The sequence below is a fragment of the Microbacterium arborescens genome (assembly GCF_049707515.1).
In the GTDB taxonomy this organism is placed as follows: domain Bacteria; phylum Actinomycetota; class Actinomycetes; order Actinomycetales; family Microbacteriaceae; genus Microbacterium; species Microbacterium arborescens_B.
In genome coordinates, this window is sequence record NZ_JBNAFI010000001.1 from 309,832 (window position 1) to 328,691 (window position 18,860).

At 71.4% G+C, this 18,860-nt stretch carries 16 protein-coding genes and 1 pseudogene; 6 read left to right on the forward strand and 11 right to left on the reverse strand.

Annotated elements, in window-relative coordinates; all coding sequences use genetic code 11:
* Nucleotides 1–55 precede the first annotated feature (55 nt).
* The 3 genes from ACPYN5_RS01290 to ACPYN5_RS01300 form a co-directional block, all read right to left on the reverse strand.
* Nucleotides 56–1,069 (reverse strand): LacI family DNA-binding transcriptional regulator, encoded by a 1,014-nt coding sequence (locus ACPYN5_RS01290; RefSeq protein WP_424447179.1) that lies wholly within the window; start codon nucleotides 1,067–1,069, stop codon nucleotides 56–58.
* Between the two features lie 222 nt (nucleotides 1,070–1,291).
* The gene (locus ACPYN5_RS01295; protein WP_424447180.1) at nucleotides 1,292–2,221 is read right to left on the reverse strand and encodes an N-acetylglucosamine kinase; all 930 of its coding nucleotides are present in this window, start codon (nucleotides 2,219–2,221) and stop codon (nucleotides 1,292–1,294) included.
* The gene (locus ACPYN5_RS01300; protein ID WP_424447181.1) at nucleotides 2,218–3,207 is read right to left on the reverse strand and encodes an acetylxylan esterase; all 990 of its coding nucleotides are present in this window, start codon (nucleotides 3,205–3,207) and stop codon (nucleotides 2,218–2,220) included. The genes ACPYN5_RS01295 and ACPYN5_RS01300 overlap by 4 nt, the downstream gene beginning before the upstream one ends.
* Before the next feature lie 114 nt (nucleotides 3,208–3,321).
* Between ACPYN5_RS01300 and ACPYN5_RS01305 the strand changes: the two genes are divergently transcribed.
* Nucleotides 3,322–5,538: an NADP-dependent isocitrate dehydrogenase gene (locus ACPYN5_RS01305; protein WP_424447182.1), complete on the forward strand. Its 2,217-nt coding sequence runs from the start codon at nucleotides 3,322–3,324 to the stop codon at nucleotides 5,536–5,538.
* 70 nt (nucleotides 5,539–5,608) lie between these two features.
* Here the strand turns inward: ACPYN5_RS01305 and ACPYN5_RS01310 are convergent, their stop codons facing one another.
* From ACPYN5_RS01310 to ACPYN5_RS01320, 3 genes are all read right to left on the reverse strand, one after another.
* The gene (locus tag ACPYN5_RS01310) at nucleotides 5,609–6,061 is read right to left on the reverse strand and encodes a GNAT family N-acetyltransferase (RefSeq protein WP_424447183.1); all 453 of its coding nucleotides are present in this window, start codon (nucleotides 6,059–6,061) and stop codon (nucleotides 5,609–5,611) included.
* Nucleotides 6,062–6,131: 70 nt separating this feature from the next.
* Nucleotides 6,132–7,571 (reverse strand): L,D-transpeptidase family protein, encoded by a 1,440-nt coding sequence (locus ACPYN5_RS01315; RefSeq protein WP_424447184.1) that lies wholly within the window; start codon nucleotides 7,569–7,571, stop codon nucleotides 6,132–6,134.
* Nucleotides 7,572–7,693: 122 nt separating this feature from the next.
* Nucleotides 7,694–8,131: a hypothetical protein gene (locus ACPYN5_RS01320; protein ID WP_424447185.1), complete on the reverse strand. Its 438-nt coding sequence runs from the start codon at nucleotides 8,129–8,131 to the stop codon at nucleotides 7,694–7,696.
* 171 nt (nucleotides 8,132–8,302) lie between these two features.
* On the opposite strand from ACPYN5_RS01320, the gene ACPYN5_RS01325 reads away from it, so the two are divergent.
* From ACPYN5_RS01325 to ACPYN5_RS01345, 5 genes are all read left to right on the forward strand, one after another.
* Entirely contained in the window at nucleotides 8,303–9,451 is a 1,149-nt protein-coding gene (locus tag ACPYN5_RS01325; RefSeq protein WP_424447186.1) for an ROK family transcriptional regulator, read from the forward strand.
* A gap of 104 nt (nucleotides 9,452–9,555) precedes the next feature.
* Complete coding sequence (locus ACPYN5_RS01330; RefSeq protein WP_424447187.1) at nucleotides 9,556–10,815, forward strand: sugar ABC transporter substrate-binding protein; 1,260 nt, start codon at nucleotides 9,556–9,558, stop codon at nucleotides 10,813–10,815.
* A 63-nt stretch (nucleotides 10,816–10,878) separates the two neighbouring features.
* A complete protein-coding gene (locus tag ACPYN5_RS01335; RefSeq protein ID WP_424447188.1) occupies nucleotides 10,879–11,850 on the forward strand; it encodes a carbohydrate ABC transporter permease in 972 nt (323 codons plus the stop codon).
* Nucleotides 11,847–12,812 (forward strand): carbohydrate ABC transporter permease, encoded by a 966-nt coding sequence (locus ACPYN5_RS01340; RefSeq protein ID WP_424447189.1) that lies wholly within the window; start codon nucleotides 11,847–11,849, stop codon nucleotides 12,810–12,812. The genes ACPYN5_RS01335 and ACPYN5_RS01340 overlap by 4 nt, the downstream gene beginning before the upstream one ends.
* Before the next feature lie 2 nt (nucleotides 12,813–12,814).
* A complete protein-coding gene (locus tag ACPYN5_RS01345; RefSeq protein WP_424447667.1) occupies nucleotides 12,815–13,780 on the forward strand; it encodes an ROK family protein in 966 nt (321 codons plus the stop codon).
* A gap of 44 nt (nucleotides 13,781–13,824) precedes the next feature.
* Here ACPYN5_RS01345 and ACPYN5_RS01350 read toward each other — a convergent pair whose 3' ends face one another.
* From ACPYN5_RS01350 to ACPYN5_RS01370, 5 genes and pseudogenes are all read right to left on the reverse strand, one after another.
* Nucleotides 13,825–14,253: an NUDIX hydrolase gene (locus tag ACPYN5_RS01350; RefSeq protein ID WP_424447668.1), complete on the reverse strand. Its 429-nt coding sequence runs from the start codon at nucleotides 14,251–14,253 to the stop codon at nucleotides 13,825–13,827.
* Nucleotides 14,242–15,621: pseudogene (locus tag ACPYN5_RS01355) on the reverse strand (FAD-binding oxidoreductase); the annotation flags it as partial. The pseudogene ACPYN5_RS01355 and the gene ACPYN5_RS01350, both read right to left, overlap by 12 nt.
* Before the next feature lie 56 nt (nucleotides 15,622–15,677).
* Nucleotides 15,678–16,076 (reverse strand): YrdB family protein, encoded by a 399-nt coding sequence (locus ACPYN5_RS01360; RefSeq protein WP_424447190.1) that lies wholly within the window; start codon nucleotides 16,074–16,076, stop codon nucleotides 15,678–15,680.
* Nucleotides 16,077–16,157: 81 nt separating this feature from the next.
* Entirely contained in the window at nucleotides 16,158–17,309 is a 1,152-nt protein-coding gene (gene nagA / locus ACPYN5_RS01365) for an N-acetylglucosamine-6-phosphate deacetylase (RefSeq protein ID WP_424447669.1), read from the reverse strand.
* Entirely contained in the window at nucleotides 17,306–18,829 is a 1,524-nt protein-coding gene (locus tag ACPYN5_RS01370; RefSeq protein ID WP_424447191.1) for a family 20 glycosylhydrolase, read from the reverse strand. Before ACPYN5_RS01370 ends, nagA begins: the two co-directional genes overlap by 4 nt.
* Nucleotides 18,830–18,860 lie beyond the last annotated feature (31 nt).

The following is an 18,860-nucleotide window of genomic DNA, read 5'->3' on the forward strand; positions in this document are numbered from 1 at the left end:
CCATCGTCGAAGCGCTTCGACAATGGGCGTGAGAGAACAGCCGCCGTGCGGGCCGTCAGGCGGGAACGGGGGCGACGGATCCCGCCGCGCGGTACTCCGGCGGGATCAGGTGGAGGACGGGAGCGCGGCTGGCGTCTTGCAGGCGCGCGATGGCGAGGTCGACGGCGGCGTCGCAGGACACCGCCGGCACCAGGGGGATCGTGTCGAGCGGCGTCGACAGTCGGGTGGCGTCGAAGACCGATGCCACGGAGACGAGCGAGACGTCGCGGCCGACGACGAGCCCGCGCTCGGCGATGGTCTCGAGGACGACCTCGTGAGCGTCCTCGGCCGCGTGAAGCGCGAACGCCGTCGCTCCCTCATCGAGCGCGCTCGCCGTCGCGGCGCGGACGACGCCCGGTTCGGTGGCCGTCGCGCCCGCCGCCGCGAACGAGTGACGGACGCCGCGAGCTGCGGCGCGAGCGGCAGCCGCCGCTCGCACGCGCGGCGGGAAGTTCGACGCGCGGTAGGCGATCTCGCTCTGCCCGATCATCGCGATGCTGCGGTGGCCGGCATCGGCGAGGCGGTCGACGGCGAGCTCGGCGGCCGCCTCGAAGTCGAGGTCGACGCAGTCGAGGCCCGCGTGGTCGTCGGGGATGCCGATGAACACGGTCGGGATGCGGATGGACCGGGCGATCTCGACGCGAGCGTCGTCGGGGGCGACGTCGAGGACGAGGATGGCGTCGACGAGGTCGCTCGCCGCGACCCGCCGCATCCCGTTCGATGCTTCCTCGTCGGTCAGCAGGAGGATGTCGTAATCGCGGCGCCGCGCCGCCACGGACGCGGCCAGCACGAAGGCCATGTGGGTGGGGGCGTGCGTGTCGGCGCGGAGGGGCTCGGTGAGGGCGAAGATCTGGGTGCGGCGTCCGGCCAGCGCCCGCGCGCCCGCGTGAGGCTCGTAGCCCAGCTCGCGCGCTGCCTCCTCGACGCGTCGGCGCGTGTCGGCGGAGATCGAACGCTTGCCGCTGAGCGCGTACGACACGGTCGAGATCGACACGCCGGCAGCTGCTGCCACCTCGTCGATGCGAGCCATGTCCACCTCTTCGTCGATCGCGGATCAGAACGCCGAGCTCATTCTCGAAGCGTTTCGACAGTGAGTGTACGTCCGCTCATCCGGCGATCGCAAGCTTTTTGTCGACTTTGTCAACAAACGCGCCAAGCAACGGGAGGCCACGGCGCCGCGAGGGTGCACGCCCCGCGCGAGGGCGCACCGTCACCGGTACGTGCTCAGCGCCACGGTGCGTGCTGGGCGTCGTCAGCGCGCGATGCCGGCGCGGTGGACCAGCGCGCCGAGGGGGTGCGCGTCGGTGAGGCCGGCGAGAGCCGCCACGCCGTCGATGCCGACGCCGACCGGGTCGACGAGCCGCACCGAATCGTCGCCGGCATGCAGGTCGGCGACGAAGTCGGCGTGCAGCAGCGGCGACGCGAACACACCGCCGAGCGCGCAGACGGGGAAGGTCTCCTCGTCGGTGCGCACTTGCGCGATCGCCGCCCGCACGCTGCGCGCGAGCTCGTGCGAGGCCCGAGCCGTGATCTCGCGCGCGACGGCGTCGTCGGCTGCGGCGGCCCGCGCCACGACGGCCGCGAAGCTCGCGACGATCCGCACGCGATCGGGGTCCGCCTGCAGGGTCATGTAGGCCTGCGACAGGTCGGGCCAGAGGTCGGATGCCGCCGCCGTCAGCGTCGTGCTGGGCCCGCGCCCGTCGTACGCGCGCATCACGGCATCCAGCGCCTCGCGCCCGATCCAGTACCCACTGCCGGCGTCGCCCATGATCCAGCCCCACCCGTCGACGCGGGCGGTCGTCTCAGCCCCGACCCCGAGGGTGACGACACCGGTGCCGGCAGCCACGACCGCGCCCGCCCGGTCGCCCAGCGCGCCGAGGAACGAGGTGGTCGAGTCGTGCGCCAGCAGCACGTCGCGCACGCCCAGGTCGCGCACGAGGTCGAGCATCGCCTCGGCATCCGCGTTCGCGTCCGTGAGTCCCGAGATCCCGGCGGCGACGGTGTCGACCGGTGCGCCGGTGCGCGCGCCGGTCTCGGCGACCACCGCTGCGAGCTGGGGGAGCAGGGGCTCGCCGGTGCGGATGCCGTCGAACACGAGGTCGTCGCCGCGGACGCCCTGTGGCAGGCGCACCTTGATGCCGCTCTGTCCGGCGTCGATCGCGAGCACGGCGCGGGCGCTCATGCCGGGGCCTCCCCGCCCTCGATCACGCGGCGGAGAAAGGCCGCCTGGGCCTCCCACTGGTGCCCCTGCCCGCCCTCGTGCTCGTTGAACGGGAAGACCGACATCTCCTTGCGTGCGCCGCGATAGGAGTTGAACGCGGCATAGACCGTCGACGGCGGGCACACCGGGTCGAGCAGCCCGACCGAGAAGAGCGTCGGCGCATCGGCGCGGCGGGCGAAGTTCACGCCGTCGAAGTACGACAGCGTCTCGAAGACCCGGTTCTCGGCGCCACGGTGCACCGCGAGGTAGCGGACGACCTCCTGGTACGGGTCGCTGCCGGTGAGGCCGATCGCCCGCGCGAAGTGGCAGAGGAAGGGGACGTCGGGCATGACGGCGACGAGGCCGTCGCTGAGCCCCGCTACCGCGAGAGCGATGCCTCCACCCTGGCTGCCCCCCGTAACGGCGATCCGGGACGGGTCGATCCCGGGAAGCGAGCGCAGGGCGTCGACGGCGCGGACGGCGTCGGTGAAGACGCGGCGGTAGTAGAAGGTCTCGGGGGAGTCGATGCCCCGGGTGAGGAAGCCGGGCACCGCCGGGCCGGAGCCGTGCGGATCGGGAGTCTCCCCGCCGCTTCCCCACACGCTGCCCTGACCGCGGGTGTCCATGACGAACGAGGCGTATCCGGCCGAGGCCCACGCGAGGCGTTCGTTGGGAAGACCGCGCCCGCCGCCGTACCCGACGAACTCCACGACGGCCGGCAGGGGCCCCTCGCGGTGTGCCGGGAGGATCAGCCACGCCCTCACCGGCTCGCCGCCGTAACCGGGGAAGGTCACGTCGTGCACGTCGACGGTGGAGTACAGCTCGGATGCCGCGGACACCGACACCTCGCCGCCCGCCTGTCGCGAGCCGGCGAGCGTCGCGGCCCAGAACTCGTCGAAGTCATCGGGTTCGCTCACCGTCGGGCGATAGTTCTCGAGCTCGGCGAGCGGCAGATCGAAGCGCGGCACGCGCTCACCCTAGCGCGAAGCCTCCGGGCGTGAGAGATATCTCGACATCGAGAGATCTGGCCCCGTGCGATACGCTGAGACCCGACCCTCGACGCGCTTTTGGAGAGACGACACGTGCCCGACTCGACCATCATCTACACGTACACCGACGAGGCGCCGGCACTGGCCACCGCCTCCTTCCTGCCCATCGTCGAGGCCTTCGCCGGTGCTGCCGGCGTGGCCATCGAGACCCGCGACATCTCGCTCGCGGGCCGCATCCTCGCAGCCTTCCCGCAGAACCTCACCCCCGAGCAGCAGGTGGGCGACGCCCTCGCCGAGCTCGGCGGCCTGGCCACGCTGCCCGAGGCCAACATCATCAAGCTGCCGAACATCTCGGCCTCCATCCCGCAGTTGAAGGCGGCCGTCGCCGAGCTGCAGGCTGCGGGATACGACATCCCGAACTACCCGGACGAGCCGCAGAACGACGAAGACAAGGATGTCCGTGCTCGGTACGACCGCATCAAGGGTTCGGCCGTCAACCCGGTCCTGCGCGAGGGCAACAGCGACCGTCGCGCGCCGCTGTCGGTGAAGAACTACGCCCGCAAGCACCCGCACCGCAACAAGCCGTTCGCCGACGGGTCGAAGACCCGCGTCGCGACCCTCGGGCACGACGACTTCAAGTCGAACGAGACCTCGACGGTCATCGAGGGCGACGACGTGCTCTCGATCCGTTTCACGGGCCAGGACGGCACCGTCACCGAGCTCAAGTCGGGCCTCAAGGTCCTTCCCGGCGAGGTGGTCGACGCGACCTTCCTCTCGGCCGCAGCCCTCGACGCCTTCCTCGCCGACACGGTCGCGCAGGCGGCCTCGGAGAACGTCCTGTACTCGGTGCACCTGAAGGCCACGATGATGAAGGTCAGCGACCCGATCATCTTCGGCCACGTGGTGCGCGCCTTCTTCGCCGACGTCTTCGCGCGCTACGGCGACGACCTCGCCGCGGCGGGGCTGACCCCCAACGACGGTCTCGGCGCCATCCTCGCGGGGCTCTCGCAGCTCGCGAACGGCGACGAGATCCGCGCGGCCTTCGAAGCCGCCATCGCGTCCGGCCCGCGCCTGTCGTACGTCAACTCCGACAAGGGCATCACGAACCTGCACGTGCCCTCCGACGTCATCGTCGACGCCTCGATGCCCGCTCTGATCCGCAACGGCGGCAAGCTGTGGGGCGCCGACGGCGGCGAGGACGACACGATCGCCGTCATCCCCGACTCGTCTTACGCCGGCGTCTACCAGGCGACGATCGAGGACGTCATCGAGCACGGCCCGCTCGACCCCGCCACCATCGGGTCGGTCCCCAACGTCGGCCTCATGGCGCAGGCGGCCGAGGAGTACGGCTCGCACGACAAGACCTTCGAGATCGCCGCGGCCGGCACCGTGGAGGTCGTCGACGCGTCGGGCTCGGTGCTGCTCTCGCACGAGGTGCAGCCGGGCGACATCTGGCGCGCGACGCAGACGAAGGATGTCGCCGTGCGCGACTGGGTCAAGCTCGCGGTCACCCGCGCGCGGGCGACGGGCGTGCCCGCCGTGTTCTGGCTCGACGAGAACCGCGCGCACGACGCGAACCTCATCGCGAAGGTGAAGACCTACCTCGCCGACCACGACACCGAGGGCCTCACGATCGAGATCCTCGCGCCCGCCGACGCGACGCGCTACTCGCTCGAGCGCATCCGCCGCGGCGAGGACACCATCTCGGTGACCGGCAACGTCCTTCGCGACTACCTCACCGACCTGTTCCCGATCCTCGAGGTCGGCACGAGCGCCAAGATGCTCTCGATCGTCCCCCTGCTCGCCGGCGGTGGCCTGTTCGAGACCGGCGCGGGCGGATCGGCTCCCAAGCACGTGCAGCAGCTCGTCGAGGAGAACTACCTGCGGTGGGACTCGCTGGGCGAGTTCTTCGCCCTGGCCGCCTCGTTCGAGCACCTGGCCGAGTACACGGGCAACGCGCACGCGAAGGTCCTCGCCGACACGCTGGATGCGGCCACGGGCACGTTCCTCGAAGAGGACAAGTCGCCGGGTCGTGCGCTCGGCACCATCGACAACCGCGGCAGCCACTTCTACCTGGCGCTGTACTGGGCTCAGGAGCTGGCGGCGCAGACGGTCGACACCGAGCTCGCCGCGGCTTTCGCGCCCGTCGCCGAGGCCCTCGCCGCGAACGAGAGCACCATCGTCGACGAGCTCGTCGCGGTGCAGGGGTCGCCGGCCGAGATCGGCGGGTACTACCGTCCCGACGCCGAGCTCGTCGCCGCCGTCATGCGTCCCTCGGCGACGCTGAACGGCATCATCGACGGCCTCTGACCTGACGTCGACACGCCAGAACGCCCCGGTCGCTTCGGCGTCCGGGGCGTTCTGCGTGTGATCGGGTCCGTCAGAAACGGATCTCGGCGACGACCTCGCCGTACTCGGTCTCGTCGACCGGGGTGAATCCGACGCGGGTGAAGAAGGCCTCGGGACCGCCCTCGCCCGCCTCGTAGACCACGTTGACGCAGTCGAAGCCGCGGGAGCGCGCCTCGTCGACGAGCTTCTCGACGGCGAACCGGCCGACGCCTCGGCCCTGATCGTCCGCGTCGACGTTGATGCGCCACAGCACCGAGCGGAAATGCTCCTGCGGTGCCTCGTGGTCGAAACCGGCGCTGACGAAGCCGACGACCTCGTCGCCGTCGAGGACGACGCGCTGCCACGACGTCGCGGGGTCCACCACGGTGGCGGCGATGGCGTAGCTCTCGGGCACGACGAATCGTTCCTGCCCGGGCTTCAGCGACAGGTTGTTCACCGCGACGATCGTCGACGCCGACAGTTCTTCCACTCGGAGGTCAGCCATGGTCACAGGCTAACGGTCATCGCGCCCCGCCGCATCGACTGATCGGACGATCCGCCGGGGCCCGTCGGAATCAGGCGTGGACGTAGACGTCGGTTCCCGCGACGGCCCATTCGTAGATCTGGGCTGCGCGCGAGTCGGGCATGCCGACGCATCCCGCGCTCATCCGGTTGCCCCAGTTGCTGTGCCAGTAGACCCCGTGGAAGGCCTGGTCGCCGTTGAAGTACATGGCCCACTTCACGTCGGGCTGCACGTAGCTCTTGCCCGAGTCGGCGGCCGTGCCCTTCATGTCCTGCAGGGGGGTCTTCCACCCGATCGTGTAGTAGCCGGTCTGCGTGTCCGCACCGGGGCGGCCGGTGGAGACGAGCCAGGAGTCGACGACGGCGCCGTTCTCCTTGAGGTAGAGACGCTGTTCGCCGAGGTCGACCTCGAGCAGACGCGTGATCGTCTCGGTCGTGACGGGAACGACGTCGACGGGGAGTCGGTAGGCGGCGTCACCGGTTGCGAGCTGCTGGGCGAATCCGGCTGCGATGCCGTCGGTGGTGGTCAGCGTGCGGCCGTCGAGGCCGGCGTCGGAATCGTCGATGATCGTGCCGGCCGCGTTCGCGAAGACGACGCCGTTGACAGGTGCGCGGTCGACGAGGCCCGGGAGGGTGTCGACGATGGGCTGGATGGCGGCCGGGTCGGCTGTGATCTCGAACGAGCCGTCGTCCTTCGTGCCGACGCTGAGCCAGCTCGCGGCGACAGCGCGATCGATCGGCACCGTGCGCTCGTCGCCGACGTAGAACCCGACTCCGTCGAGCATGGCGTTGAGCGAGGCTGCGGTCTCCTCCGCGGCGGCGGTCGTCGTCAGCGAGGACACCGGCGTGAGCTGCGGGTCGATGACCGCGCTCGTCTCGCCGGAATCGAACGCGCTCTGCAGGCCCGCGCGGGCGGTCTCGGTGGCGACACCCGCACCCGGGACGTCGGGGGAGACGACGTACGAGGAGCCGTCGAAGGCGATCGTGGCGGCGGTGGGCTCGACGTACAGATCGCCTGCGGCGCTGCGGAGGGCGGTGGTGGCGGCCTCCTCGTCGAGCGAGACGGGCGCGGCGATGGGGTCGCCGAACCACTGCGTGACGTTCCACGCGGGGCGAGCGTCGAACGCCGAGGCCGCGAGGGCTGTGCTGTCGACCTCGGCGCCGAGGTCGGCGCCCGAGACGCTCTGTCCGCCGTCGCCGAGCGTGATCGCGGTCGCATCGAGGCGATCCTGCACCGCGGTCGCCGCGGCGCCGGGCGTCAGGAAGCCCACGGGAACGCCGCCGATCGTGGTGCCGGGGGCGATGAGGAAGAACGATGCGGCCGCGGCGCCAAGGGCCACGACTCCGACGGGGATGCCGATCCAGAGGCCGAGTCGTCGCTTCTTGCGAGCCGGCTCAGCCGGCGCCCACTCGACGCGCTGCCCGGCATCGGCCGAGGGCACGACCTGCTCGGCCGTGCTCTCGTGATCGTGCTTCGACGCGACATCCGTCACCGCTGTACCCCCGTCTGCGCGTCACAGCGCACTCGGTGTTATGGTACGCGACGCCGGTCGGAGATCGGCCTGAGTGAAACCAGAGCGTTATCCGGCGACGCGAATCGGATCGCGTCGCCCGATCAGTTCGTTCCGCCGCAGAGCTCGGTGTAGGTGTCGATGCTGCCCTGGACGTCGCTGAGGGCGGTGGTGAGCTCGGTCGCGCGGTCGGTGTCGCCGGCGGCGACGGCCTCCATCGACTCGGCCGCCGAGCTGAACGCCGTCTGCAGGTCGGGCAGGATGCCGGATACCTCTTCGTTCGTCACGGCGCCGGCCGCCTCGCCCATGCCGTCCGCGATCGTACGGAGAGCGCCCGCCGCAGCGGCGGGGTCGGACGGATCGATCTCCTGAATGCCCTGAGTGGCCTCTGTCATCACGTCGTTGACCTGCGTGCAGGCGTCTTGGACCGACTGCTCGCTCGTGGGCGATGCGCCCCCCGCGGGTTCGCCGACGCCGGTGCATCCGGTCAGCGCGAAGAGCGCGACGGCGGTGACGGCGAGCGTGGTCAGGCGACGGTTCATGGTGATCTCCTCGGTGCGATGGCCCCTCCACCCTACGGAGGAGCCGGACGTCGACCTTCCCCTTGACATCGACGGCTGCCGGCCGACGCGGTGTAACGAGTTTGTAAACATCACTAGCAAATCCGTGACCAGATCTTGTGGCCGACCTATTCGTAAGGTCTACTAACAAACATGACGAGCACGGAGACCCACGCCCCGCGGCGCACGACGCGCACTCGGCGACCCGGGGCGAAGATCCTGCCCGAGCACGCCCGGGCGCACAATCGCGCCCTCGTCCTGCAGAGCCTGTTCCACGGCGGAGCGATGAGCCGGGCCGACCTCGCGCGCGAGACGGGCCTGACGCGGGTCACGATCTCCGACCTCGTCGCCGAGCTCATCACCGACGGTTTCGTCGCCGAGCAGGGGATGCGCGAGGCCGCCGGTCCCGGCAAGCCGGCGATGCTCGTCGACCTCGACCGCGGCGGCCACCGCATCGTCGGCCTCGACCTGTCGGGCAACGACAGCTTCGTCGGCGCGGTGCTGACCCTCGACGGCGAGATCGTCGCGCGTCACGAGAGTGACGTGCCGGCCGCACGCGAGGACATCCTCTCGGCGGTCATCGGCCTCGCGCGCACGCTCATGGCCGACGCGCACGCACCGGTGCTCGGCGTGGGAGTGGGCACTCCCGGTGTCGTCGACGATGCGGGGGTCGTCCTCGCGGCGCCGGGTCTCGGGTGGGAGGGCCTCGACCTCGCCGGCATCCTGGGCGACGCGCTCGGCGTGCCGGTGCTCGTCGCCAACGATGCGAACGCGGCTGTGCTCGCCGAGCACACCTTCGGCGGCGCCGGCGACGACATCATCCTCGTCAAGGTCGGACGCGGCGTCGGTGCCGGACTCCTGACCGGCGGCGAGCCGCTGCGCGGAGCGCGTTCGGCAGCCGGCGAGATCGGGCACGTGACGGTGGGTACCGACGGCGGCCCCGACTGCGCGTGCGGAAAGGTGGGATGCCTCGAGGCGTGGATCTCGGTCCCCTCGCTCTCCGCCCGTATCGATGCCGGCAACGCGGGCGATCGCGACGGGCTGCTGCGCGACGCGGGAGAGCGTCTCGGCATCGCCCTCGCGCCGATCGTCGGCGCCCTCGACCTGTCGGAGGTCGTCCTTTCCGGCCCTACGGAACTTCTCGACGGCACGCTCGCGGGCGCCGCAGCCGAGACGGTGCGCACCCGCACGCTCGCCACCTTCCATGACGAGCTGCAGGTGCGGATGACGGAGCAGGGCCAGGACATCGTCCTGCGCGGTGCGGCCGTCATGGTCCTGTCGGGACGCCTCGGCGTCTCCTGACGGAAGCTCCACAGCTCCACAGCTCCACACAGTTCCACCGGCACCATCAGCTCCACACCCGGGCGAGCCATCCGACTCGTCGACACAGAGAAGAAGGAATCATCATGAAGAAGAGCCTCGGAGCACTGTCGCTCCTCGGTGTCTCCGCCCTGCTGCTCGCCGGTTGCGCGAGCGGCGACGCGGGACAGAGCGCCGAGACCGGAGACCTGACCGTATGGCTGGTGGGCACCGATACGCCCCAGGATGCCCGTGACTACCTCAAGAAGACGTTCGAAGCCGAGAACGAGGGCTGGACGCTGACGATCGAGGAGAAGACCTGGGCCGACACCGCCGACAACTACGTCGCCGCGCTGTCGTCGAACGACGCCCCCGACCTGGTCGAGGTCGGCAACACGCAGTCGCCCGGCTTCATCGACCAGGGGCTGTTCGCCGACATCTCGGACCTCGAAGCGGACCTCGGCGGCGACGAGCTCCTGCAGAGCTTCGTCGAGCTCGGCTCGGCGGACGGCACGCTCTACGCGGCGCCGTACTACGCGGGCTCGCGCATCGTGTTCTACTCGCCGTCGTCGTACAGCGGCGAGGTGCCGACGACCCTCGAGGAGTACGTCGCCGCAGGCATCGCGGCGACCACCGCCACGAAGTCGGGGATCTATGCACCCGGCAAGGACTGGTACAACGCGCTGCCCTACGTCTGGGCGAACGGTGGCGAGATCGCGACCCAGGACGGCGACACCTGGAAGGGCGGGTTCTCCAGCTCGGGCGGTGTCGCCGGTCTCGAGATGCTGCAGGACGTGTACGAGAACGCCACGATCGCACCGGCCGACGCCGACGAGACCGATCCGCAGGTGCCGTTCTGCGCGGGTGAGGTCGGATTCCTCTCGGCTCCGGCCTGGGTGAAGTGGTCGATCCTCGCGCCCGCCGACGACGCCAAGGCTCCCGGCTGCCCGGAGACCGCCGGCGCCGACCTCAAGGCGTTCGCTCTTCCCGGCATGACCGCCGGCGAGGTCGCGCCCGTGTTCGCGGGAGGCTCGAACATCGCCGTCGCTGCGAAGTCCGATGCGCCCGACAAGGCGGAGGCTGCGCTGAAGATCATCCTCTCGGAGGGCTACCAGAAGATCCTCGCCGAGAACGGCTTGATCCCCGCGCTGACCTCGTTCGCGGAGTTCCTGCCCGACGACGAGATCACGGCCGAGGCCGCCAAGGCCGTCGCGTCGTCGAAGGCCGTGCCGGCGAGCCCGAACTGGTCGGAGGTCGAGTCCTCCGGTGTGATCAAGGACGCGCTGGTCAAGATCGCGCAGGGCGGCGACGTCACGGCGATCGCAACGGAACTCGACGGCCAGATCGAGGCGATCCTCAACAAGTAGTCGGGCGTTGTGGGACGCGGGCCCGGCTCCGCGTCCCACGACGATCGCAGAGAGGACAGGACGATGACAGACGTCCTCACCCGAAAGCGCCCGCGGGCGGATCGGGCCGCCCGTCCGGCCGAGACGGCGCGCGACCGGTCGCGCCGTCGGCGCGACAGCGGCAGTGCGCTGACCCTGCTGGGCCCGTCGCTCATCATCCTCGGGGTGATGGTCGGCTACCCGGCCGTCCTGATGCTCGTGCAGTCGTTCACCGACTACGCCATCCGCAACAAGGTCCAGGGAACCCTCCCCGATTTCGTCGGGCTCGAGAACTACATCCAGGTCTTCACACAGTCCGACTTCCCGGCGGTGCTCGTCCGCAGCCTCGGTCTGATGGTCGTCATGACCGTGCTGATCGTCGGGCTCGGTGCGCTCATCGCGGTGCTCATGACGCGGCTCCGGCGAGGGTGGCGCGTTCTCGTCTCGCTCGGCCTCCTGTTGGCGTGGGCGATGCCGCCGCTCGCGGCGACGACCGTGTGGGGGTGGATCTTCGACTCGCAGTACGGCATCGTCAACTGGGCCCTCAACACCGTGACCGGGTCGAGCGACTGGACCAACCACTCGTGGCTGGCGAATCCGTGGTCGTTCTTCTTCGTGCTGACGGTGATCGTGGTCTGGCAGGGAGTGCCCTTCGCCGCCTTCACCCTGTACGCCGCGCTCGGCCAGGTTCCCGCCGAGGTGCTCGAGGCGGCATCCCTCGACGGCGCGGTGGGGTGGCAGCGCTTCCGTCTCGTCGTGTTCCCGTACCTGCGCAGCGTCGTGACGGTGGTTGTGGTGCTGCAGGTGATCTGGAACCTGCGCATCTTCACGCAGGTGTACGCGCTGCAGCAGCGGGGCGGTCTGATCTCCGAGACGAACGTGCTCGGCACCTACATCTTCCGGCAGGGGCCGGGCGAGTTCGGCGTGACGAGCGCGATCGGCGTGCTCATGGTCATCCTCCTCCTCACCCTGTCGTGGGGTTACATCCGCACCACTCTCAAGGAGGAGGAGCTGTGAGCACCCAGGTCACCCCGGCGACCCAGCTCGGCACGATCGGCGTCGACGACGTCATCGGCGAGGTGGGCGACGCCAAGCGTCCCCGCCCCCGCTCGCTCGCCGTGCGCCGACCGCCGCGCGGGCGCGTGCTCTCGCGCGTCGGGCTGAACCTGGCCGCCCTCGTCGTGTTCGCCTGCTCGGCGTTCCCCGTCTACTGGATGCTGAACATGTCGTTCACCCGCGGCGAGAGCATCATCAGCCGAACCCCGAGCTTCCTCCCGTTCGACTTCACGCTCGGCAATTACGCCACCGCCTGGACGCGTGAGGCCGCCCCCGGGCAGACGGACTTCGTGCACGGCCTGCTGTCGTCGACCCTCGTGACCGTGGGTGTGCTCGTGGTCACCCTCGTCCTCGCCTTCCTCGCCTCGATCGCCGTCGCCCGCATCCGGTTCCGCGGCCGGCGCTCGTTCATCGTCGCCGTGCTCATCGTGCAGATGATCCCGGGCGAGGCCATGATGTTCACCATCTACGGCATGATCGACGACTGGCGCCTGATGAACACCCTCATCGGCCTCGGCATCGTCTACGTCGCCGCCGTCATCCCGTTCACGATCTGGACTCTCCGCGGGTTCGTCGCGGGCGTCCCCGCCGACCTCGAAGAGGCCGCCATGATCGACGGCTGCACCCGCACCCAGGCGTTCTGGAAGGTCACCTTCCCCCTGCTCGCCCCGGGGCTCGTCGCGACCGGCATCTTCGCCTTCATCCAGTCGTGGAACGAGTTCACGATGGCGCTGCTGCTCATGAAGGGCTACAACCTGACGCTCCCGCCGTGGCTGCTGTCGTTCCAGTCCGCGACCGCCGCCACGAACTGGGGCGCGGTCATGGCGGCATCCACGCTCATCTCGATCCCCGTCGTCATCTTCTTCCTCATTGTGCAGGGACGGATGTCGGGCGGGCTCGTGTCGGGGGCCGTGAAGGGATGACGCTGCGCATCGGAGTCGACGTAGGCGGCACCAAGATCCTCGCCGTGGCCGTCGACGACAGCGGTCGCGAGGTCGCACGGCTGCGCCGCCCGACCGGGTGGGGCGGGGATGCCGTCGCCGATGGCGTCGCCGCGGTCGTCGCCGACCTCGCGGGCCGCGCAGGCCCGGCGGGGCGGGCCTCGACGGTGTCGGTCGGGGTCGGCGTTCCGGGACAGATCCTCCCCGACAGCGGCGTCGTCGAGCACGCCCTGAACCTCGGCATCGAGCGGTACGATCTCGCCGGGGCCCTCACACAACGCCTCGGCATCCCGCCCGCGATCGACAACGACGTCCGCTACGCGGCCGTGGGTGCGCGGGCGCTCCGGGGCGGTGGCGGCTCGCTCGCCTACCTCAACCTCGGCACCGGCATAGCAGCGGGCATCGTGGACGAGTCCGGGCTGCGGCGCGGCGCCCGCGGCGCTGCCGGAGAGATCGGGCATGTGCCGGTCGACCCGAACGGTCCGCTCTGCCGGTGCGGGCAGCGGGGGTGCATCGAGGCGCTCGCCGGCGGGGGAGCCGTCGCCGAACGGTGGGGGCGCCAGCACCCGCTTCCCGTGGCGGCGGTGTTCGATGCGGCGGATGCGGGAGATGTGCGCGCCGAGGAGCTCCGGGCCGGCCTCGTGCGCGGCGTCGTCGCCGCGGTGCGGCTGCTCGTGCTCACGACCGACGTCGACGCGGTCGTGCTCGGCGGTGGGATCGCGGCGCTCGCGGGCCGGTTGCTCGTTCCCGTGCGTACCGCGCTCGCGGCCTCGGCGAAGGCGTCGCCGTTCCTGCGGTCGCTCCATCTCGACGAGCGCGTCGAGCTCGTGCCAGCGGGCATCCCCGTCGGGGCCCTGGGTGCCGCCCTGGCGGCCCACGCCGAGCCCGAACCGGCGGGTGCTCCGCCGATCGAGGCATGGCAGGGTGCCGAGTCGCCCGCAGCCCGGTGATCCGAGAGCCGGGGGAGGCGAGCTGACCCGACGGTCGCGTCAGGTCAGGCCCAGGCGAGCGGGAGCAGATGCTCGGTGCTCAGGGGAGCCAAGGGCAGCGCGGCCGCCTCGTCGGCGGTCAGCCAGCGCGCCTCGGCGATCTCGGCCGCGGCGCTGACCGATCCGGGGTCGAGGACGGTCGCGAAGGCCTCCGCGATGACGCGGAACCCCGGCTCGTTCGCGGCGTCGGACTCGAAACGGCCGAGGTAGGTCAGGTCCGACTCGGCGACGACGACGCCGAGCTCCTCGTGCAGCTCGCGGACGAGAGCGGCCGCGGCGGATTCGCCCGGCTCCGGCTTGCCGCCGGGTGCCATGAACCGTTCCGTGCCGCGCTTTCGGACCAGGAGCGTCCGCCCGGCGCCGTCGGTGACGACCGCCGCGCTCACGCGCACCTCGCGGACGGGAGCGGCATCCCCGGTCACCGGGGCGAACACCTTGCCCGGGTTCAGGATGCCGGCGGGGTCGAAGGCGCGGGCGATGCGGCGCTGCAGTTCCCACTGGTCGGCGCCGAGCTCGTCGGCCAGCCACCGTCGCTTGAGGATGCCGACGCCGTGCTCGCCCGTCAGCGTCCCCCCGAGCCGGAGTGCCGACTGGAAGAGGTCTTCGGCCGCCTCCCAGATGACGCCCGGCACCTCGGTGCCCTCGAAGATGAAGTTCGGATGCAGGTTGCCGTCGCCCGCGTGGCAGACGGTCGGGATCGTGAGCCCGAACCGCGCCTCGATACGGGCGATCTCGTCGAACATGGCCGGAAGTGCGCTGCGGGGGACCGAGACGTCTTCGATGAGGGCCGTTCCGAGGGTCTCCATGGCCGGATGCATCGACCGCCGGACCGTCCACAGCTGCTGGGCCTCGGCGTCGTCGGCGGCGAGGCGCACCGTCCCACCGGCCGCGGCGAGCACCGCAGCGATCGCCTCGGCCTCGGCGGTCGCGGCGGGCCCGTCGGTCTGCACCGTGAGCTGCGAGGCACCGGGCGTCGGCGCGGGCAGCCCGAGGAGGCGGTGCGCGGCGGCGAGCGAGGTGGCATCCATCAGCTCCATGATCGCGGGCTGGATGCCGGCGGCCGTGACGCCCGAAGCGGCGACCGCGGCGGAGCGGACGTCGTGGAAGGTGGCGGCCATCGTGCGGGCGTGGCCGGGCACGAGCCGGCGGAGCTTCAGGGTCGCGGCCACGACGACGCCGAGGATGCCCTCGGACCCGATGACGAGCGAGGTGAGGTCGAGTCCCGTGACGCCTTTCACGGTGCGGTGACCGAGGCGCATGAAAGTCCCGTCGGCGAGGACGAGGTCCACCCCCAGGACGGCGTCGCGGACGACACCGTACTTGGCGCACAGCAGGCCTCCCGCGCCGGTGGCGATGTTGCCGCCGACGGTGGAGATGTCGCGGCTCGCCGGGTCGGGTGCCCACCACAGTCCGTGCTCGGCGAGGGCCGCGTTGAGTTCGGCGTTGAGGATGCCGGGCTCGACGACGGCGATGAGGTCGTCGGGATGGATCTCGAGGATGCGGTCCATCGACCGCAGCGAGAGGCCGATCTCGCCCGCCCCGGTGTTGGCCCCGCCGGCGAGCCCGGTGCCGGCGCCCCGGGGCACGACCGGGGTGCCCGTTGCCGAGGCGATGCGCATGGTGGCCTGGACGTCCGCGGTCGAACGGGCGTGGACGACGGCGAGGGCCGACCCGGAGGCGGCATGGCCGGACTTGTCGGCGCGGACGGACTCACGGCCGGCGTCCGAGACGTCGACGAGATCACCCAATTCGGCGACGAGCTGCGCGACGACGTCTGCCCCGGTGAGGCCGGGCACCGGCATGTCGGGCGCTGTCATGCCAGGCGCTGTCATGTCAGGCGCTGTCATGTCAGAGGCGGTCATGCCAGGCGCCGACGGCCCGCGATGAGGCCGCAGGTCACGGCCACGATGCCGAAGACGAGACCGATCCACGCGTGGCCCATGCTCCACCAGGCGATGGTGGCCGAGGCGTAGACGAACAGTTCGACGAGCGCTCGCACGAAGGGATGGACGATCAGCACGGCTCGCGGCGACACGAACAGCGCCCACAGGAGGATCGCGGCGACCGGGGCGCCGATGCCCGCGACGAGGTTGAGCGGGAAGTCCCACGCGGCGAAACCCCAGATGGCGAAAGTCGCGAACGCGAACAGCTGGCACGCGAAGGCGAGCAGCTCGACCACCGAAAGAGCCCGCCGCGTGCCGGCCGCCTGCTGCGGCGCCTCGGGTCGGGCAGGACGGACGTTCGGCAGTTCGGACATGCCTCGATTCTAGGCGTCGCCTCTCGACCGCTGCCCGGCTCGCACGGCGTCGGCGCTCGTCCGTCGCGGGCGGCCGACACCTCAGACCCGGCCGGTCCAAACCCGGCGCACGTGCAGGTCGGCGCCGAGGAGCACGACATCGGCGGTGCTCCCGACCGCGAGCGAGCCGAGGTCGTGACGGCCGATCGCGCGCGCCGGGGTGCTGGTCAGAGCCACGACCGCTTCGGTCAGCGGAACCCCGGCGGCGACGGCCGTCCGCAGGGCGGCATCCTGGGTCAGGGTCGACCCGGCGATCGTTCCGTCGGCGAGCCGCGCGACGGCGCCCTCGACCCGCACCGCGAGCGCGCCGAGCACGTAGTCGCCGTCGGCTGAGCCCGCGGCGGCCATCGCATCGGTGACGAGCGCGATGCGCCCGGGCGCGGCGGCGAAAGCGATGCGCACGACTTCCGGCGCGAGGTGCACGCCGTCGGCGATGACCTCGAGGATCACGCGGGGGTCGGCCGCGGCGGCGCCGATCGGGCCGGGGGCCCGATGGTGGAGGCCGGGCATGGCGTTGAAGGCGTGGGTCAGGATCGTCGCGCCCGCGTCGAAAGCGCTTCGCGCGGCGTCGGCGTCGGCGTCGGTGTGCCCGACGGCGGCGGCAGCGCCCGCGTCGACGATCCGCTCGATCGCCGCGGTGGCGCCGGGCAGCTCGGGTGCGATCGTCACCTGGCGGACGGTCCCGCGGCCGGCCTCGAGCAGGCGCGCCACCGCGTCGGGGTCCGGGCGGGCGAGAAGCGCGGGATCATGCGCACCGTGATGCCCCGGATCGAGGAACGGTCCCTCGAGGTGCGAACCGAGCACCGTGGCATCCGACTCGGTCAGATCCGCGATGGCGGCGACGCGGTGGGCGAGGTCGTCGACCGACGCCGTCACGAGCGAGATCACCGCGCGGGTCGTGCCGTGCGCGCGATGGAGCTCGCGGGCGGCGCGGATCGCCTCGGCGCCGTCGTCGTAAGCGGCCCCGCCCCCGCCGTGACCGTGGATGTCGATGAAGCCGGGCGTGATGACCGCTCGCGGCCCACCGACGGCCTGTGCGTCGATGACCTCATCGACGGGTGCCACGGCGAGGGCGTCGCGCCACGAGTCACCGGTGCCGCGCGCGGTGACCCGGCCGGCGCGGACGACGAGCCACGAGTCGGCGATCTCGTGCCCGCCGTCGATGAGGCGGGCGGAATGGATGACGCGGCTCAGCGTGTCCACGACACCTCCGGCGAGGCCGGGAAACGGATGCCGAGAGTCGTCCACAGCGGTCCGAGCCCGCCGACCCGCGTCCGGAACGACTCCCAGGTGCGGTCCGCAGCTGCGCCGACCCGCGGCGACCAGGCGGCTTCGGCCGCCGCGGCGATGCGGGGGAACGCGAGCGCGTCGATGTCGTCGAGATCGCGCACGGTCTCGGTCCACAGCGGGGCCTCCACGCCGAGGATGTCGGAGTCCGCCAGGCCGCTCACCACCTCGCTCGGCTCCCACGAGTAGGCGCGCTCGAGGCTCGTCGGCCCGCCGGCCCAGGTCAGACCGAGCGGCGCCGCGGCATCCGGCTTCATGTCGAGATAGACGGCATCGGCGGGGGAGAGGATGACGCGGCCGCCGCGCGCCACGAACGCTCGAGCCCGGTCGTCGGCACCGTCGGTCGGTGACACCAGGCCCCAGTACTGCCCGACCGTGCCCGGGGCGAGATCTGCCGCGGCTCCGCCCTCGTGCCAGGCGATCGGGATCTTGCCGAGCCCCGCGATGACGCGGGAGGTGCGTGCGACGAACGCGGCGAACGCGTCGGCGGGAGTGCCGTGTGCCTCGTCGCCGCCGAAATGCAGGTACGGGCCGGGCGTGAGCTCGGCCAGCTCGCTCAGCACGTCGTCGACGAAGGCGTCGGTCTCGGGTGCGCCGATGCGCAGCGATGAGAAGCCGACGCCCATCCCCGTGTAGGCCTCGCCGGCGGCGGGAACGGCGCCGCCGGCGGCATCCCACCCGTCGAGCGCCGGCGGAGCGGCGACCTCCGGATAGGCCAAGCCGACGGCGTGCGTGTGGCCGGGCATGTCGAACTCCGGCACGACGATCATGTGGTGGGCCGCGGCGTGCTCGATGACCGCTCGGTAATCGGCCTGCGAGAGGAAGCCGCCCGCGTCGCCGCCCACGGCGCCGGCCGACGCGCGAGCGGTGAGCTCGGGCCGGCGCGTGAGCTCGAGGCGCCACCCCTGATCGTCGCTCAGGTGCAGGTGGAGCACGTTGAACTTCAGGCTGGCCGCGCGCTCGAGGTAGGCGGTGACCGTCGCCGCGTCGTGGAAGTGGCGGGCGACATCGAGCATGACGCCGCGGTATGCGAAGCGCGGCTCGTCGTCGATGCGGACGGCCGGAACCACCCAGCCCTCGGGTGAGCCCGCGATGAGCTGACCGAGGGTCTGGAGGCCGTAGAAGAGACCGGCGGCGTCGCCGCCCCGGATCGTGATGCGTCGGTCCTCGATGATGAGGCGGTACGACTCGGCGGGGCCTTCGCCGTCGACGGCGAGATCGATGAGGCCGGCGGGCTGATCGGCGACGGCCGATCCGCTCGGCCCGGACGTGCGGAGGCGGATGCCGGTTCGGGTCAGCACGAGCCGGTGCAGGACGCCCGCGGCATCCGCGTCGCCCGTCAGAGCGACCGCATCCGTCAACCGGAACGGCGCCCCGTCGTCGGAGATGACGGAGGACGGCAGCGGGACCAGCGGTAGGGACGTCATCGCGCACCCATCTGTAAGGACACCTAACAAA

Excerpts from the sequence above, each read along its gene's own strand:
- ACPYN5_RS01290 (WP_424447179.1), bottom strand. The coding sequence starts at position 1,069 with ATGGCTCGCATCGACGAGGTGGCAGCAGCTGCCGGCGTGTCGATCTCG.
- ACPYN5_RS01295 (WP_424447180.1), bottom strand. The coding sequence starts at position 2,221 with ATGAGCGCCCGCGCCGTGCTCGCGATCGACGCCGGACAGAGCGGCATC.
- ACPYN5_RS01310 (WP_424447183.1), bottom strand. The coding sequence starts at position 6,061 with ATGGCTGACCTCCGAGTGGAAGAACTGTCGGCGTCGACGATCGTCGCG.
- ACPYN5_RS01320 (WP_424447185.1), bottom strand. The coding sequence starts at position 8,131 with ATGAACCGTCGCCTGACCACGCTCGCCGTCACCGCCGTCGCGCTCTTC.
- ACPYN5_RS01325 (WP_424447186.1), top strand. The coding sequence starts at position 8,303 with ATGACGAGCACGGAGACCCACGCCCCGCGGCGCACGACGCGCACTCGG.
- ACPYN5_RS01330 (WP_424447187.1), top strand. The coding sequence starts at position 9,556 with ATGAAGAAGAGCCTCGGAGCACTGTCGCTCCTCGGTGTCTCCGCCCTG.
- ACPYN5_RS01335 (WP_424447188.1), top strand. The coding sequence starts at position 10,879 with ATGACAGACGTCCTCACCCGAAAGCGCCCGCGGGCGGATCGGGCCGCC.
- ACPYN5_RS01360 (WP_424447190.1), bottom strand. The coding sequence starts at position 16,076 with ATGTCCGAACTGCCGAACGTCCGTCCTGCCCGACCCGAGGCGCCGCAG.
- ACPYN5_RS01370 (WP_424447191.1), bottom strand. The coding sequence starts at position 18,829 with ATGACGTCCCTACCGCTGGTCCCGCTGCCGTCCTCCGTCATCTCCGAC.